The 15,219-nt window shown below is 67.4% G+C and carries 15 protein-coding genes; 1 reads left to right on the forward strand and 14 read right to left on the reverse strand.

The window, feature by feature from the left end:
* Positions 1-585: 585 nt before the first annotated feature.
* The 14 genes from LC490_RS08855 to fusA all read right to left on the reverse strand — a co-directional run bounded on the left by LC490_RS08855 (position 586) and on the right by fusA (position 14,359).
* Complete coding sequence (locus LC490_RS08855; protein ID WP_223619925.1) at positions 586-1,560, reverse strand: DMT family transporter; 975 nt, start codon at positions 1,558-1,560, stop codon at positions 586-588.
* A 64-nt stretch (positions 1,561-1,624) separates the two neighbouring features.
* The gene (locus tag LC490_RS08860) at positions 1,625-2,449 is read right to left on the reverse strand and encodes an AraC family transcriptional regulator (protein WP_223619926.1); all 825 of its coding nucleotides are present in this window, start codon (positions 2,447-2,449) and stop codon (positions 1,625-1,627) included.
* Positions 2,450-2,493: 44 nt separating this feature from the next.
* On the reverse strand, positions 2,494-2,958 hold the full coding sequence (locus LC490_RS08865) for a putative toxin-antitoxin system toxin component, PIN family (protein WP_223619927.1): 465 nt from the start codon (positions 2,956-2,958) through the stop codon (positions 2,494-2,496).
* A gap of 20 nt (positions 2,959-2,978) precedes the next feature.
* Positions 2,979-3,731 carry a hypothetical protein gene (locus tag LC490_RS08870; protein ID WP_223619928.1) on the reverse strand — a complete coding sequence of 251 codons (753 nt, stop codon included), beginning with the start codon at positions 3,729-3,731 and terminating at the stop codon, positions 2,979-2,981.
* Positions 3,728-4,453 carry a hypothetical protein gene (locus LC490_RS08875; RefSeq protein WP_223619929.1) on the reverse strand — a complete coding sequence of 242 codons (726 nt, stop codon included), beginning with the start codon at positions 4,451-4,453 and terminating at the stop codon, positions 3,728-3,730. Before LC490_RS08875 ends, LC490_RS08870 begins: the two co-directional genes overlap by 4 nt.
* 179 nt (positions 4,454-4,632) lie before the next feature.
* Positions 4,633-5,163 (reverse strand): hypothetical protein, encoded by a 531-nt coding sequence (locus LC490_RS08880; protein ID WP_031373298.1) that lies wholly within the window; start codon positions 5,161-5,163, stop codon positions 4,633-4,635.
* Between the two features lie 184 nt (positions 5,164-5,347).
* The gene (locus LC490_RS08885) at positions 5,348-6,079 is read right to left on the reverse strand and encodes a tellurite resistance TerB family protein (protein ID WP_031373297.1); all 732 of its coding nucleotides are present in this window, start codon (positions 6,077-6,079) and stop codon (positions 5,348-5,350) included.
* A gap of 147 nt (positions 6,080-6,226) precedes the next feature.
* Positions 6,227-6,871 (reverse strand): LysE family translocator, encoded by a 645-nt coding sequence (locus tag LC490_RS08890; RefSeq protein WP_223619930.1) that lies wholly within the window; start codon positions 6,869-6,871, stop codon positions 6,227-6,229.
* 305 nt (positions 6,872-7,176) lie between these two features.
* The gene (locus LC490_RS08895) at positions 7,177-7,572 is read right to left on the reverse strand and encodes a hypothetical protein (protein ID WP_223619931.1); all 396 of its coding nucleotides are present in this window, start codon (positions 7,570-7,572) and stop codon (positions 7,177-7,179) included.
* Between the two features lie 156 nt (positions 7,573-7,728).
* Positions 7,729-9,159, reverse strand: coding sequence for a hypothetical protein (locus LC490_RS08900; protein ID WP_223619932.1), 1,431 nt, complete (start codon positions 9,157-9,159; stop codon positions 7,729-7,731).
* A gap of 375 nt (positions 9,160-9,534) precedes the next feature.
* Complete coding sequence (locus LC490_RS08905; protein ID WP_223619933.1) at positions 9,535-10,797, reverse strand: mechanosensitive ion channel domain-containing protein; 1,263 nt, start codon at positions 10,795-10,797, stop codon at positions 9,535-9,537.
* A gap of 16 nt (positions 10,798-10,813) precedes the next feature.
* Positions 10,814-11,245 carry a DUF4087 domain-containing protein gene (locus LC490_RS08910; RefSeq protein ID WP_223619934.1) on the reverse strand — a complete coding sequence of 144 codons (432 nt, stop codon included), beginning with the start codon at positions 11,243-11,245 and terminating at the stop codon, positions 10,814-10,816.
* Positions 11,246-11,345: 100 nt separating this feature from the next.
* Complete coding sequence (locus LC490_RS08915; protein WP_223619935.1) at positions 11,346-12,251, reverse strand: hypothetical protein; 906 nt, start codon at positions 12,249-12,251, stop codon at positions 11,346-11,348.
* Between the two features lie 50 nt (positions 12,252-12,301).
* A complete protein-coding gene (gene fusA, locus LC490_RS08920; RefSeq protein WP_223619936.1) occupies positions 12,302-14,359 on the reverse strand; it encodes an elongation factor G in 2,058 nt (685 codons plus the stop codon).
* 356 nt (positions 14,360-14,715) lie between these two features.
* Here fusA and LC490_RS08925 point away from each other — a divergent pair, with 356 nt between their 5' ends.
* Positions 14,716-15,147: an OsmC family protein gene (locus LC490_RS08925; protein ID WP_223619937.1), complete on the forward strand. Its 432-nt coding sequence runs from the start codon at positions 14,716-14,718 to the stop codon at positions 15,145-15,147.
* Positions 15,148-15,219 lie beyond the last annotated feature (72 nt).

Here is a 15,219-nt window from a genome sequence, read left to right on the forward strand (position 1 = left end):
TGCCTTTGCTGTGGCTTTTGCCGTTGCTGTGCGTCGCTTTGCACTAGCGAAGGCAATAGAAGACCCGGAGGGCGGCGCGCAAGGATGCGCGCCGTTTTTCATCGGGACAGGGATGTCCCGTATGAAAAAGCCCTGCGTATGCACCGAACGTGCGGGCCGGTGATTCAAAGAAAAGCATTTTTCTTTGGTTACCTTTCTTTTGTTGCTTATGACAAAAGAAAGTAACCCGCCGCTTTAGTGGCGGAAGCTTTTAGCGTTTGATCTTTCTTGTATGAAAGCCATAAGCAAGTGCAGAGCTTCCGCCCGCTACGCGGCCGGGTTACTTTCTTTTGTCATAAGCAACAAAAGAAAGCTAACCAAAGAAAAGGGCTCTCCTTGCAAGGGCACAGGCCACGAGTGCGGTGCTGTCGCCGGGATTTTCCGATAAGACGTCCCTGTCTTATCGGAAAACGCCGCACGTCCTGTGCGGCGCCCTCCGGGTCTCCACCTGACCGGCAAAGCAGCAAAGCAGCAAAGCAGATCAAAATCTCGGCAACGGCAACGGCAACGGCAACGGCAACGGCAACGGCAGCGGTGCGATCACCCTCAATGCGCCGAACAACTCTCCGCATTCGCCAAAGGCACCGGCTTCACCCGCAATGCCCAGATCACCCCCGCGATCAGCAGGGCGATGCCGATCAAGGTCAAGGGTTCCGGCATCCGGCCGCGCAGGATGAAGGCGTAACTCAGGGCGGCGATGGTCTCGAATACGATCAACTGGCCGGCCAGGGCGGTCGGCAGGCGCTGGCTGGCTTCGTTCCAGCACAAGGTGCCGACCCAGGAGGCGAACAGGCCGATCGCCACCATCAGGCCGATGAAGAAACCCGGGCGCGGGCCGAACGGCATGGGGAACTCGTGGCCGGTCGCGCTCATGAAGGTCCACAGCGTTATGTAGCCGAGCAAGGCCAGCGGCAGCACCGCCAAGCCCTGCGCGGTCGCCCAGGTGCGCGGGCTGCGGCTGGGGTGGTCGCGCAGCCAGTCGGCGTTGCGCAGCGGATACCAGGTCCAGCACGCGACCGCGCCGATGGCGAGCACGGCGCCGATGGCGTAGCGGCGCACGTCGGCGTTGGCGTCCGCGCGCAAGGCCTGCAATTCGACTTGGTTGACGCAGGCGATGCCGGCCGCGATCAGCGCCAGTGAAGGCAGCAGGCGCAGCCATGGCAGGCGGCCGTCGCGGCGGGCGTTGCGCAGGTTCGCGCAGACCGCGATCACCACCGGCAAGGTGCCGATGATCATGGTCGGCAAGGGGCCGCCGGCGCGCTGGATGGCGCTGGCCAGGAACAGGTAATAGAGCAGGTTGCCGATAGCGGACAGCTTCAGCGCTTCGATCCAGTCGGCGCGGGTCAGCTGGCGCAAGGCGGCGCGATCGAGCCAGGCCAGCGGCAAGGCGATCAGGCCGAAAGCGAGATAGCGCCCGACCGACTGCAGCGCCGCCGGGTATTCCGGCAGCAGCAGCGGGCCGACGAAGACCAGGCCCCAGATCAGGCCGGCCGCGAGCGCATAGAGGGTTCCTAGCCACATGCGTCCAGCTTGGGCGAACCCGGCGGCGCGGTCTTGTATCAGATTGCTTTCGGCGCGGCCGCGCTCAGCGGCGGACTTGTTTCTGGTAGCGCGCTGGGGTGATGCCGTAGCGGCGCGAGAAGGCCCGGGTCAGATGGGCCTGGTCGGTCAGCCCGGTGTCGGCGGCGATGCTTGCGAGCGCAGCGCCGCCGGCGAGCAGGCGCTTGGCCTCGTACAGGCGCAGCGCCATCAGCATCTGCTGCGGGGTGACGTGGTACTGGGCGCGAAAACGGCGCAGGAAGTGGAAGGGGCTGAGGCCGGCGACCGCGGCCAGTTCTTCCAGGGTGACGCGTTCGGCCAGATGTGCGCGCAGGTAATCGACGACCGGGCCGAAGCGCGAAGCCGCTTCTTCGCGCAGATGCCGCGGCATGCGGGCGTGATCGCGGAACTCCATCAGCAGGGCGTACAACTGGCTGTCGAACGCAAGCGGTTCGCGTGCGCTCCACAAGGCATCCAGGCGCGCGGTGATGCGACGGGCGCGTTCGGGGTCGTGGCGCACGGCGTCCTCGAACCACCAGCCGGCCTCGCCGGTGATGTCTTCGACCACGTCGGGGTCGACATAGACCATGCGATAACGCCAGCCGCCTTCGGTCTCGGCGCGGCCGGTGTGCAGCACGTCGGGATTCATCAGCACCAACGAATCCGGCGGCGCGAGGTGGTCGCTGCCGCGATATCGGAAACGCTCGACGCCCGATTCGATCGCGCCCAGGCCGAAGGCCTCGTGGGTGTGCGGCTCGAAGGCGTGGCGGACGATGTGCGCGCGGTACAGCTCGACGCCGGCGCGATGCGAAGGCTGCCGGAATTCGGCGGCATCGTGGGCGTGGACGAACTGGACGGGGACGCCTTGCATGGGCCGAGTATCGCACGGCCTCCGCGCACGATCCGTGGCGCTGTTCAGGCCTCGGGCGCGGTCTCGCGCAGGGTCTGCAACGCGGCCCAGGCGCGCGGCGTCAACACTTCGAACAAGCCGTCGCGCGCGGTGCGGCGGCCGAGCACCAGCAGGGCGTGATCGCGGCTGAGCAGCCAGCGCGCGTCGGCGGCCAGGGCGAGTTCGAGGAACTTCTGGTCGTCGGGATCGGCGCAGCGGGGCAGGGGGCGCGCCGGAACGCCGTCGTGTCGGTGCAGACGCAGCAGCTCGTCGTAATCGCGCAGGCAATCGGCGCGTGCAGTGTCGTCCAGGGCGAGCTTGGGATAGGTCAGCACGCGCTGCCATTCTTCGCGGCAGGCCGTATCGGTGACGGCCTCGATGCGGCCCTCGCGCAGCGCCGCGAGCAACGAGGCGGTCAGCGGGTCCTTGAAGGCGAACATGTCCAGGCAGACGTTGCTGTCGAGGACGATGCGCGGGACGCTGGTGTTCATGCCGCCCTGCGAAGCGCGATTCAAAGATCGTCCTCGCCGGGGAACGACACCCGCAGTTCGCCGACCGACAGCAGTTCGCCCTGTTGCGGATAGCGTTTGTCGTCGCTGGAGAATTCGTTGTCGCCGGACGGGTAGGCATCTTCCGCGGTGGACGCTTGCGCATTGCGGTCCAGACGCGCATGCCGGATCACCGGGTCGCCGTCCTTGGCGGCGAGACGGCCGCCGTTCCAGTCGGTGATCGCGCCGCCGTAGTCCCAGTCCAGGCCGCTGAACCGGATCGGCTTACCGTTGAGACTGACCAGCTCGGCCAAGCGCATGCCCATGCGCACGCCGTTGTCGAGACGCCAACGCGAGTCGGGCTCGCGCACCACCACGTTGGACAGGCCGCGCAGCTGTTGCGAATCCTGGAAATACAGATAGGCGCGCAGCGCCGAATCCTTGGGGTAGAGGATCACCCCGCGGAACTCCTCGCCTTCCGCGCCCGGCAGATGATCGGAGATCTCCACCTGGTCCGCGCCGAACAAGGCGCGCAACTGGGCCGGCCCGGTGTCGGGGGCGAGAGCGCCGGGCAGGACGTGGTCGAGCTCGGCCGGCGGCGCTGTGTCCTGGCCTTTTTCGGCCGCGGTCGCGGTCGTTTGCGGCGTCGCCGCCGGCTGCGACACCTGCGCGACCGGTTCGGTGGCAGGCGCGGGCGGCGTGCGTTCGCAAGCGCCGAGCAAGGCGACGCTGGCGATCGCAACGAAGGTCCGGCTCGCCACCGCGCGCGGGTTCATTGCCTGACCTCGCGGATGTCGGCGCTGCCGATCCGCCAGGCGCGTTGTTCGTCGCTGGCGCCGTCGACGACGCTGCGACGCAGGGTGTAGGCGCCCACGTATTTGCGCTGGCTGCCGTCGAGTTGAGTGGCGGTGATCGCGACCGGCACTTCGACATAGCGCTGGCCGGCGCCGGCGTCGACCCGACCCGGTGCCAGCACTTCCACCGATACGCCGGTGGTCTCGGCGAAACCGTTGGCGAACTGCTGGGCGTTCTGTCCGCTGGCGTTGCCGCCGTCCGACCACAGTGCGTGAGCACGGGCGAAATTGCCGCCATTGATCGCGGCGTAGTAATCCCGCACGACGGCGACGGCGTCTTCCGGGGTGGGTTCGGCAGCGAGCGGCGGGGTGCCGGTCTCGGTGCCGGACTCGGGCGGCGGCAAAGTGCCGTCGATGCCGGCCGCGGGCGTGCCGGCGTCGCTGCCGGGAATCGGATCGCCGTTCTCGTCGAACAAGGGGCCGGCGGTGCTGCCTTCGACCGGCGCGCCGACCTGGCCGGGCCCGGGCGCCGAGGGCATGCCGGTGACGCCGGCAGCGCCTGCGCCGGCAGGCGCCGGCAGCGACTGGGGATCGGCACCGGCGGCGGTGCCGTCCGCGGGGCGGTCCTTGCCGCCGCAGGCGGCGAGCAGGGCGGAAAGCGCGAGGGCGAGGGCCGGGACGGCGAGGAAACGATTCGGGCGCATGACGGGGTCCGTAGAGACATAGACCGCGCGCCGTCGTTCGAGGGCGCGTCGATGGCCCAGTGTATAAGCCCCTCCTCGATTGCGGCGAGATGCCGGAAGTCGGGCACAGCGCAGGCTCAGCTCGCTGGACGCGCGCTGACCGGGGTGGGCGTCGAGTGCGCCAGCGTGGCGCGCTCGGCTTACTGCAGTTTCACCGACAGCGACGTGGCGGTCAGTTCCCAACTGCGGTCGACCGGGCTGCGTCGCATGCGATACCAGCCGGTGTAGCGCCGCGACTCGCCGTCGGCGACGTCGACCCGCAGCTCCACCGGGATTTCCAGCGATTCCGGCACCGCTTCCTGGTCGAGTGGTTTCGGCGTGTCGTTCTCGATCCGCATCGAGGTGAATTGCTTGATCGAACGCAGGTCGGCTTCTTCGTTGCCGCGCGGCATGCGTTGATAGGCCCAATGCTTGTCGGCCGCTTCGCGTTTGCCGCTGCTGAGTTGCTGCAGGTACAGATGCAGCTTGTTGACCGCTTCGTTCATCGCATCCAGGCGCTGCTGGCTCAGTGCGTCGGCGCGTTTGGCGGCATCGGCGCGGGCGCGCGCGGCGGCATCGTCGGCGACCGGCGCCGTCGCCGCATCGACAACGGGCGTATCGGTCTCGGCCTGGCGTTGGCAGGAGCAGCCGACGAAGGTCAGCGCTAACAAGGCGGGAATCAGCAAACGCATCGGCGACGGTCCGGTCGATAGGGAAGCGCCGCGCAGTAGGGCGGCGCAGCGATCCTAACGGCTGCCATCGACGAAGAGGGCGCCGCGCCGACCGGCGGCAGCGCCGGCGGTGCGGACGCGCCGCCGCCGCGCCCGCTTGTGACCGAGTTCCGCTCTGCGCAGCGGCCGGGAGCGCTCGGGGTGCTTAGGCTTGGGCGTCGCGCAACTGCTGTTCGAGCCGGCTCTTGAGCGCGTCGTCGATCTTGAGCTGGCGCGCCAGTTCGTCGAGATAGGCGCGTTCCATATAGCTCTGTTCATCGGCGGCGAGCAGGCTGGCCAGGTACATCTCCGCGGCGATTTCCGGAGTGGTCGCGGCGCGCGCCACTTCGGCCGGGTCGAGCGGTTTTTCCAGTTCGTCGTGCAGCCAGCGGCGCAGTTCCGGGTCGCCGTCGATGCGGGTGAATTCGCCTTCGATGGCCTCGCGTTCGCGCGCATCGATATGGCCGTCGGCCTTGGATGCGGCGACCAGCGCCTGCAGGATGGCCTGGCTGTGTTGCTCGGCCTGCGGCGGCGGCAGGCGGTCGACGGTCTGCGGCTCCGCGGCGCCGGCATCCTGCTGCCGCTTGTATTCGCCATAGGCCTTGTAGGCCAGCACGCCGACCGCGGCGACGCCGCCGTACAAGGCGATCTTGCCCGCGCTCTTGCGCAGCTTGCGGTGGCCGAGCAGCAGGCCGAGTGCGCCGCCGGCGAGCGCGCCCTTGCCGAAGTCGGCATTGAGCAGGCCGCGTTTCTCTTCCGTTTGCTTATCTCGTGCGTACTTGTCCTGATAGGGCACCGGCGGTTTGCCGCCGCCGAGCAGGCCTTCGAGTCCGCCCGCCCCGCCGAGGCTGCTTTGTGCGGTCTTCAGCAATTGGTCGAGAAAACCCTGTGTCTTCATGCGCGGCGCTCCTGCAATCGAGGTCGTGAATCTCCGACCTGTGGGCGCGGGACCGCCGCTTCAAGACGAAGCACGGCCTGCGCCGGCGGCGCCGTACATCCGCGGTTGGGTCCTCGCCGAAGCGCCCGGGCGTGCGGGCGCTGCGCCTCAGCTGCGCTGCTGCACCGCCAGGCGCAGGCCCAGGGCGATGAATACGCTGCCGGTCAGGCGTTCTTTCCAGCGCCCGCCGCCGGAGAAGCGCCGGCCGATGCGGCGGCCGAAATGGCCGAAGGCGACGCTCAGCAACACGCTGTGCGACAGGCCGATCAGCGACAGCAAGGCGCCGAGCACCAGGAACTGCAGCCAGACCATGCCGCGCTCGGGATGGACGAACTGCGGCAGGAAGGCGAGGAAAAACAGCGCGACCTTCGGATTGAGCACGCCGGTCATCACCGAGCGCAGATAGACGTGGCGCGCCGAGGTTGCCGCTGCCTGCGATGCGTCGTCGGTCGCGGCGGGGGCGGGCGAGGGGCTGCGCCAGGCCTTGATGCCGAGCCAGATCAGATAGGCGGCGCCGGCATATTTGATCGCCTCGAAGGCCAGCGCCGAGGTCGCGAGCAACGCCGACAGGCCGAGGCCGGCGGCGAGCGCATGGATCAGGGTGGCGGTTTCGAGCCCGAACGCCGCCTGCACGCCGCGCGAGGTTCCGCCGGCGGCGCTCTGGGCGATGATCCAGGCCGTGCCCGGTCCGGGAATCAGGACCAGCACCGCAGCGGCGGCGAGGTAGGCGGCGAGCGTGGTGAAGTCGAACATGGCGGCGGCCTGCGGTCGCGGCGGGAAGAACCGCAGTCTGCTCCGCGGCGGTGCACGCGCCAAGCCTGGGCGGTCGTTGCCGGGCGGGAAGCTGTGTTGCGCGGGCGGTGTGAGAGATGGCGACGCGCCGGGCCGAGGTTTGCCTGGGGTAGGAGCGGCGCAAGCCGCGATCAACCGCAGCGGCGCACGCGAGCGTGGTGGCCGAAGATCGGATGCCCCCAAAAGCGATCCGGAGGGCTGTCGGCTTCGGGAGCTACGTGGTATTCGGCTTCTTCGGTTTATCGCGGCTTGCGCCGCTCCTACTCTTAAAGCGCTTGCGGCGGGGCAGCCGGCGCCGGCGCCACGCGCAGTTTTTCTATCGCGGCGACGAAGGCATCGGTGCCGGGCCATTGGCTGATCCGGCCGAGCTTCTTGGCGCCGCGGAACACCAAGAACGCAGGAATGCCGTGCAGGCCGAAATGCGTGCCCATGCCCGGGTCTTCGTAGACGTTGTCGTGCAGCCATTCGACGTCGGGCCAGACGAAGCGTTCCGGCGTCAGCAGGATCTGGCCCTTGGCGATATCGCAGTTCGGGCAGTCCTTGCCCCACAGGAACAGGATGCGCAGGTGGCCGTCGTCGGGCAGCGCCTCGGCCAAACCCTTCTCGCGGATCGGCCGCATCGGGAACTGCCAGAAGAAGCGCGGGTGGGCGATTTCGGCCATTGGGTCATGCTACTCCAGCGGCGGGGACTGACGCAGCCGCCTATCGTAGGGTGGCCGGATCGGGTGGGGCGGGGCGTCGGGAAATCACCGCCAACCGGAAACGGTCGGCGGCGAGAGGCCCGCCGGAGGCCTTGTCGTCTCGATCGAGCGCGATGGTTACATCGACAGTCGGTACAGCGCGCCCGGATCGGTACTCAGCGAGACGTTGATGCTGTTGGTGCTGGTGCCCACGGTCGTCCACTGCCCGGTCCACGGGTCGAGTTTCTCGACTTGCGTCCACCAGCGGTTGAGGCCGATCGTCGCCGAACCGGCCATGGTGGGCGAGCGTCGGGCGAATGTCACAAGCACGCGGTTATCGCTCCCGGTGCCGTACTCGCCAGCCAATACTTGGTTCGAGGAGATCCAGCCGACCAGTTCGCCGCTGTTTACGCCCAGTGCGTTGTCGACGAAGCCGCGATAATTATAGTTGCTCAGTTCGCGCTGGAATTGCTGAGCAAAGCTGTGCAGATTCAGTTCGTCGCCGGCGATAGACGTCGGTTCGTTATTCCAATCCAGCAAGCCGGTCTGGAAGCCGCCGCCATTGAGGCCTCCGCTGTAGCGGTGGGTGTGGCTGGCGAAATTGGCCAGGCCGTTGCCGCCGAAGGTATAGAACCAGGAAGCGAACCAGCGCAGATGATTGAAGTCGGCGTAGTTGAATGGGTCCGGGTGGTTGGAGGGATCGGCGGTCCGCACGTTCTGCAAGTAGGCTACCGACGTGCGGGCACGGCTGCGGGCCAGGTTGGAGATGATCGACATGTTCTCGGACAACAGCAGGTCGCGGGCAGTCACGCAGTTCTGCAGTGAAGGCACGAACGGATACAGGTTGAATGCCAGATAGTCGGGGCGGATTTTATCGACCGCGTCGCGTGCGTAATTCGAGTACTTGTTGACCATCGCCGCGGTGAGGTCGGGCTGCGCGATCGAGCCGGCGCTGCAGTTCACCCCGTATTGCGCGGGCGTAAGCGCGCCAGCATGTTCGGTGCCGTTATAAGAACCTTCATTGGCATGCAGCGGCAGCAGATTGACGAAGATCTTCATGCCGTTGAGGCGGGCGTCGCTCTTCACGCAGTTGGTCTGTTGCTCAAGCCGCGCGATGTCCGCGATGGCGGGTTCGTCGGCGAAATGCAGGCCGGCGTAGGTGTCGCCGAATTCCGCGCGCAGCGGCGCGAGCAAGGGGTCGATGCGTTTGGTGGTGTAGGCCGCGCAGTCCTTGGCACCGTCCGGACCTCGGGTGCTGTACCAGTTGAAGCCTTCATAGGTGTAGAAGGTCAAACCGCGGTCCTTGATCGGGCCGCCGATCAATCGCGCAATGGCGAGCGTGTCGGTCGGCGGCAGCAGGAACCGGGTGACGCCGAGATCCGCCAGCGCATTCACGGCTTTGCGCGCCTGCTCGGGGTCGTTCTTGTAGCAGCCGCTGGTGGCTGGCGTTTCGTAACACATCTCGGCAGTCATGAACGCGAAGGTGCCGTCAACGAATTCGGCTGCCTGGGCGGACTGGAAGGGAAGGTTTGCCGACAACAGCAGTAAGGGGAGGGTGAGTCGCTTCATGTGATGACGCTTTCCATAGGTCGTGAAGTGTGCCTGGAGTTACAGGCGGCGAAGAAATGGCGCGGGTGACGCGTATCCACACGAACATCCGCAGCCTGCCGATCTTGAGCGGCACGCTATTGAAGCATCGTTCTGTCGCAACCGGCGCGTCGCAACGCGCCATTCAGCTCGTGAGCTGCATGGGCGCCTCGCGGGGCGATGCTTATTGGAAATGTGCTATGGCGACAATGTGCCATCGAATCGTTCTATGGGCTTAGTTTGTTCGCGCCCATGTCGAATCACCTAGGTCAACGCCACAGCAATCCGACGCGGACAGGATTGACGGTGGTGCGGCGAATAGCGTTCAGACCGCCGATGCGATTCGGCGGTCAAAGCTCAAGTAGCCACCAGCGCGATGCCGTTCTTGCGGAACGACTGCAGCACCGCATCGTAGATGTCGGAGACGACGTTGTGCTGGCCGTTCTCGGGGTCGTTGATCCAGAAGTGGCCGTCGAGCTGGATGCCCTTGTCGTTGACGCCGGTGACGTACATATGCGGCGGCGGTTGCTGCAGGACGCGGTCCTGCGCCTTCATCGCCTCCAGGAACAGCGCGCGTGCGGCATGGGTGTCGGTGTCGCCTCTCACCAGCACGCCGCAGACCAGGCGCAGATTGCGGTCGGACCAGGACTGGTTGACGATCACGTTGCTGGTCAGGCTGTCGTTGGGCACGATCGCCTCGACCCCGTCGCGAGTGCGGATCATGGTGTAGCGCACGGTCATGCGGGTGACGCGGCCGATGATGTTGTTGGTGGCGATGTTGTCGCCGACCCGCACCGACTGCTCGAACAGCACGATCAGGCCGCTGATGTAACTGGCCGCGAGCCGTTGCAGGCCCAGCCCGAGGCCGATGCCGAGGGCGCCGCTGAACGCGGCCAGGGCGGTGAGGTTGATGCCGCTGATCGAGAAGATCAGCGCCAGTGCGGCGATCCACATCAGCACGCTGAAGATGCGCGACAGGGCGAGGACGAAATTCGGCTGCAGGGTGCGGTTGCGCCGCAGCAGGTTGCCGATGGCCTTGTCGCCCCACAGCGCGACGATCACGATCACCACGCCGGCGGTGAGGCCGTCGAGGATGTGGCGGGTGGTCAGGCTGAAGCCGAGGACGCTCCATTGCGTCGAGAAGAACTGGCCGATCAACGGGTTGCGCGTGCCGAAGATCTGCAGCACCACATAGATCCACAGCAGCACCGTGACCACGCGCAGCATGAAGCGCAGGGTCGCGGTCGGGCGGAACAGCAGTTCGACGATCGCGCCGAGCAGGCGAATGAGGCACAGCAGCGCGATCAAGGTGCCGCCGAGATCGATCAGTGGGTTGTCGAACAGGTCGCCGAACAGGCCGAACAGCGACAGCAAGGTCAGCGACAGCACCGGCGTGGCGAGGTAGTCGAGCAGGGTCAGCCAGGCGAAGCGATGTTTGAGCCGCGGCCGGATACGGCGGACGATCAGCGCCGACGCGAGCACGCTGCCCACCACCACGAACAGGGTCGCGAGCAGGTCGGTGGGATTGGAGACGACCGTCAACGCATCGGAGACGATCTTGGTCAGCTCCGGATCGGTTTCCAGCGACGGCGGAGCGGGGGTGGTCGGGGCTGCGGTCATGGGCGGGGTGCGCGGCTCAGTCCTTGGGTTCCTTGAGCTTCGGGTCGCGGCGGCACTGCGCGAGCGGCTTGCTCTGCGCCGAGGCGATCCGCAGCACCGTCATGGTCTTGCGGTCCACCTTGACCTTCATGCAGGCGCAACCATGGCCGTAGCTGCTGCCGTTGGTGACGACCCAATCCTTGTCGGCGAACTCGGGCCAGTCGCCGTCGGCCTGGTGGCCGCCTTGCAGCGCCACCGTCCAACTGCCATCGCGATCGTCGAGCCAGGCATTGGCCGGGGTCGGGTTGATGAACCAGCCGCAGCGGTTCTGCAGGGCCGTGCGCGACGATGCCTTGGTCCCGGCGGCCGCGGCGAGCGCGGGCAGCAAGGCGACGGCGACGAGCAGACAGGCCAACGCCGCGGCAGGGCCCGGCGTGCTGCGGCGATCGGATGGCGAGGTCGTGGGCATCGTGGCGCTCCTTGATTCCGATGGTAACGAGGCGGCGCGGCGCTTGTGAGCGCCGCCGCAGCGGTGCGGACGGGACTGCGCCCGCTGCGATTGTCCGGCCTCAGGGCGTGACGTCGGCGGGAAAGGCGCGGCTGAATTCGAGCAGGCGCGCCTGCGGATGCGCGCCCAGCCAGTCGTCGAGCACGCCGCGCAGCCAGGCTTCGTCGGTCGCGGCGATGCCGAGCTGGAAGTGGGTGTGCGGGATGGGCTTGGCGCTGTCGCCGTGGTCGTGGTCGCTCTCGGCACAGGCCTTGCACAGATACCGCACGCTGTGGGTCCAGTCCTCGACCTGGCCCTTGCTTTCGCCCTGGCCCTCGCGCACCCGCTCGACCAGCGCCGCCAAGGTTTCCGGCGCCGGGGTTTCGATCAACGCCTCGTAGGTGGCGTAAGCCGAGGCCTGCCACAGCCCGAGGGCGTTGAACACCGGGTATTCGCGCCCTTCGACCTTGCGCGTGCCCTGCACGGCGCCGTCGTGCAGGACGATGTCGCCGTAGCGATGGCCGCTGCCCGGCAGCGGCACGTTGAGGATGCGCGCGCGTGCCGGGTCGATGCGTTCGGCCCAGACCGCCTCGCCGCTATCGTCCAGATCGATCCGCAGCACCATCGCGCCCAGTCCGGCTTCGATCGGGCCCTCGCCCTCGGGCAGGCCCACGCCGTACTTGCGCCAGGCCTCGCGGGCGCAGCTCCAATCGCTCAGCGCGGTCGCGGCGATGCCCAGGTTCCAGCAAGCGCCGGCATGGTCGCCCTGGCGTTCCAGCGCGGCGCGATTGGCCTGCAGGGATTCGGCCCACTCGCCGCGGTACTTGTGCACCAGGCCGAGGTTGAACCACGGTGCGGCCCAGCTCGGATCGGCCTGGGCCGCGCGTCGGTACCAGTGGAGCTCGCGCTCGCCGCCGCGATGGACGAGCCGTTGCGCGTTGCGGTTGAGGATCTCGGAGCGCTCGCGGTCGCTGCGGTGTTTGGGCATGTTCGCGGTTCGGGACGATGGACCGCGAACGTTAGCAGCCCGGGCCCCGCTCAGTCCTCTTCGTGCTTGGGTTTGTAGGCCTCCATGAGTTTTTGCTGGACGCTGCCGGGCACCGGCTCGTAATGGCTGAAGTCGAGCGAGTAGCGGCCGCGTCCGGCGGTCACCGACTTGAGCTCGGCGGCGTAGCCTTCCAGTTCCGACAAGGGCACCTGCGCGCGCACGACGATCTCGCCGCCGCGAACGCTGTCGGTGCCGTTGATGCGCGCGCGTTTGCTGGCCAGGCCGCCGCTGATGTCGCCCATGTGCTGCTCGGGTGCGTTGACCTCCAGATCGACGATCGGTTCCAGCACCTGCGGACGGGCCTTGGTGATCGCATCGAGGAAGGCTTTCTTGCCGGCGGCGACGAAGGCCACTTCCTTGCTGTCGACGGTGTGGTACTTGCCGTCGTAGACGATCACCCGCACGTCCTGGATCGGGTAGCCGGCCAACGCGCCGTCGTGCAGCACCTGACGCACGCCTTTCTCGACCGCCGGCAGGAACTGGCCGGGGATGGTGCCGCCCTTGACCTCGTCGACGAACTCGAAGCCGCCGCCGCGCGGCAGCGGTTCCACGCGCAGGAACACCTCGCCGAACTGGCCGGCGCCGCCGGTCTGTTTCTTGTGACGGTGGTGGCCCTCGGCCTTGCCGCTGACGGTTTCGCGATAGGCGATGCGCGGCGGTCGCGCCGTCACCTCGACCCCGTATTTGTCCTTGAGCCGGTCGATGTTGATGCGCAGGTGCAGGTCGGACAGGCCGCGGATCACGGTCTCGTTGGTCTCGGCCTCGTGCTCGACCTGGAAGCAGGGGTCTTCTTCGGACAGCTTGTGCAGGGCGGTGGCGAGTTTCTGCTCCTGGCCCTTGCTCGCCGCCTCCACCGCGAGGCCGAACATCGGCCGCGGGAAATTCAGCGGCGCGAGGTGGATCTGGTCTTCGTCGTGGCTGTCGTGCAGGACCGCATCGAAATGCAGGTCGTCGACCTTGGCCACGCCGGCGATGTCGCCGGGGATCGCCTGGTCGACTTCGACGTGCTCCTTGCCCTTGAGCTTGAACAGGTGGCCGACCTTGAACGGTTTCTTGCCGTCGTCGACGAACAACTGGGTGTCCTTGCGCACCGTGCCCTGGTAGACGCGGAACACGCCGAGCTTGCCGACGAAGGGGTCGTTGACGATCTTGAACACGTCGGCGATTACGTGCGCGTCCGGGTCGGGCGCGGCGACGATGGGCTGGGCGTCTTCGCCGACGCCTTTGACGAACGGCGGCGGATTGGCTTCGCCGGGGTGCGGGAACAGGCGTTCGGCGACGTCGAGCAGTTCCTTGATGCCGACGCCGCTGCGCGCCGAGCAGAACAGCACCGGCACCAGATGCCCTTCGCGCAGGCATTGCTCGAAGGCGTCGTGCAACTCGTCGCCCGACAGGCCGCCTTCGCCGAGGTCGAGGTAGTGCTCCATCACCGTTTCGTTGACCTCGACCACCTGGTCGATGATCTTCTGGTGCCAGTCGGCGACCGCGCCGAGGTCGCTGCCGCCGCCGTCGTTGCCGGGTGTGGCGAAACAATCGACGACCGCCTTGCCGCCGTCGGCGGGCAGATTGAGCGGCAGGCATTCGGGGCCGAAGCTTTCGCGGATCGCTTCCAGCACGCCGGCCGGGTCGGCGCCCTCGTGGTCGATCTTGTTGACCACCAGCACGCGGCAGAGCCGGCGCGCTTTGGCGTGCTCCATCATCCGGCGGGTGCCGTATTCGACGCCGCTGTCGGCATCGACCACCACCACGACGGTCTCGACCGCGGCCAGCGCCGACAGCGTCGGGCCGCGGAAATCCGGATAGCCGGGGGTGTCGATCAGGTTGACGTGGATGCCGGCGTGATCGGTGCTGGCGATGGCGGCGTCGAGCGAGTGGCCGCGTTGTTTCTCGATGGGGTCGAAATCCGAAACCGTGGTGCCGCGTTCGATGCTGCCTGCCGTCTGGACTGCGCCGCCGGCCTGCAGCAGGGCTTCGAAGAGCGTGGTTTTGCCGGCGCCGGGGTGGCCTGCCAAGGCCACGTTGCGAATGGATGCTGTGCTGTAGGACATGAGCGGACTTCTCCCTGAGGCTAGGGTGGGAAGGCCGTCATGGCTGTCCGCGCTGCGCGCCCGAGCGTGGCGCTCGGCGGGCGGTCATGGCGGGTTACTGCCGGCGGGGGCCGGAACCACAGACTCCCGCAGGCGCGAGGGTGGGTCAAGCCCGACGCGGCGAAGCGTGCGTGGCTTGGCGTTTGCGCGTGCTGCGGCGCCGCATGCGAGGAGCGGCAAGCCAGGAGCGAGTAACGAGCAGCGAGTAACGAGTGGAGCGAAGCCTCCCGCCTCGTTACTCACTACTCGTTCGTCTTCACTGTTTCCTAGCTCCCCCCGGTTACCCTGGCCGCCCCTCATCGTTGGAGAACGGCACCATGGGTATCTCGCGCCACGCCACCGCTCACTGGGAAGGCGATCTGAAAAGCGGCCAGGGCCGCCTGAGCACGCCGCAGAGCGGTGTGCTCGACGGCACCCGCTACGCTTTCAACAGCCGCTTCGGCGACGAGAAAGGCACCAACCCCGAAGAGCTGATCGCCGCCGCCCACGCCGGCTGCTTCACCATGGCGCTGTCGGCCAAGTTGACCGAAGCCGGGCATCCGCCGGCCAAGCTCGACACCCGCGCCGAAGTCGACCTGTCGATGGAAGGCGGGCCGACCCTGTCGCAGATCCGCCTCAAGCTCACCGCCGAAGTGCCCGGCATCGACGCCGCCAAGTTCCAGGCCATCGCCGAGGACGCCAAGGCCAACTGCCCGGTGTCGAAGGCCCTCAGCGCGGTGCCGATGAGCCTGGAAGCCAAGTTGGTCTGAGCCGGGCCGGGCGGCCGTTCCCGCATCGAGCGGGAGCGGCGCTGGGCCTGCCTCGCCCGGCAGGCGCCGAGT

The organism is Lysobacter sp. ESA13C (assembly GCF_019970005.1).
GTDB classification, from domain to species: Bacteria; Pseudomonadota; Gammaproteobacteria; order Xanthomonadales; family Xanthomonadaceae; genus Lysobacter; species Lysobacter antibioticus_B.

What these genes read in the sequence shown, in the direction of transcription:
- LC490_RS08855 (WP_223619925.1), bottom strand. Translation starts at nt 1,560, where the DNA reads ATGTGGCTAGGAACCCTCTATGCGCTCGCGGCCGGCCTGATCTGGGGC.
- LC490_RS08860 (WP_223619926.1), bottom strand. Translation starts at nt 2,449, where the DNA reads ATGCAAGGCGTCCCCGTCCAGTTCGTCCACGCCCACGATGCCGCCGAA.
- LC490_RS08865 (WP_223619927.1), bottom strand. Translation starts at nt 2,958, where the DNA reads ATGAACACCAGCGTCCCGCGCATCGTCCTCGACAGCAACGTCTGCCTG.
- LC490_RS08870 (WP_223619928.1), bottom strand. Translation starts at nt 3,731, where the DNA reads ATGAACCCGCGCGCGGTGGCGAGCCGGACCTTCGTTGCGATCGCCAGC.
- LC490_RS08875 (WP_223619929.1), bottom strand. Translation starts at nt 4,453, where the DNA reads ATGCGCCCGAATCGTTTCCTCGCCGTCCCGGCCCTCGCCCTCGCGCTT.
- LC490_RS08880 (WP_031373298.1), bottom strand. Translation starts at nt 5,163, where the DNA reads ATGCGTTTGCTGATTCCCGCCTTGTTAGCGCTGACCTTCGTCGGCTGC.
- LC490_RS08885 (WP_031373297.1), bottom strand. Translation starts at nt 6,079, where the DNA reads ATGAAGACACAGGGTTTTCTCGACCAATTGCTGAAGACCGCACAAAGC.
- LC490_RS08890 (WP_223619930.1), bottom strand. Translation starts at nt 6,871, where the DNA reads ATGTTCGACTTCACCACGCTCGCCGCCTACCTCGCCGCCGCTGCGGTG.
- LC490_RS08895 (WP_223619931.1), bottom strand. Translation starts at nt 7,572, where the DNA reads ATGGCCGAAATCGCCCACCCGCGCTTCTTCTGGCAGTTCCCGATGCGG.
- LC490_RS08900 (WP_223619932.1), bottom strand. Translation starts at nt 9,159, where the DNA reads ATGAAGCGACTCACCCTCCCCTTACTGCTGTTGTCGGCAAACCTTCCC.
- LC490_RS08905 (WP_223619933.1), bottom strand. Translation starts at nt 10,797, where the DNA reads ATGACCGCAGCCCCGACCACCCCCGCTCCGCCGTCGCTGGAAACCGAT.
- LC490_RS08910 (WP_223619934.1), bottom strand. Translation starts at nt 11,245, where the DNA reads ATGCCCACGACCTCGCCATCCGATCGCCGCAGCACGCCGGGCCCTGCC.
- LC490_RS08915 (WP_223619935.1), bottom strand. Translation starts at nt 12,251, where the DNA reads ATGCCCAAACACCGCAGCGACCGCGAGCGCTCCGAGATCCTCAACCGC.
- fusA (WP_223619936.1), bottom strand. Translation starts at nt 14,359, where the DNA reads ATGTCCTACAGCACAGCATCCATTCGCAACGTGGCCTTGGCAGGCCAC.
- LC490_RS08925 (WP_223619937.1), top strand. Translation starts at nt 14,716, where the DNA reads ATGGGTATCTCGCGCCACGCCACCGCTCACTGGGAAGGCGATCTGAAA.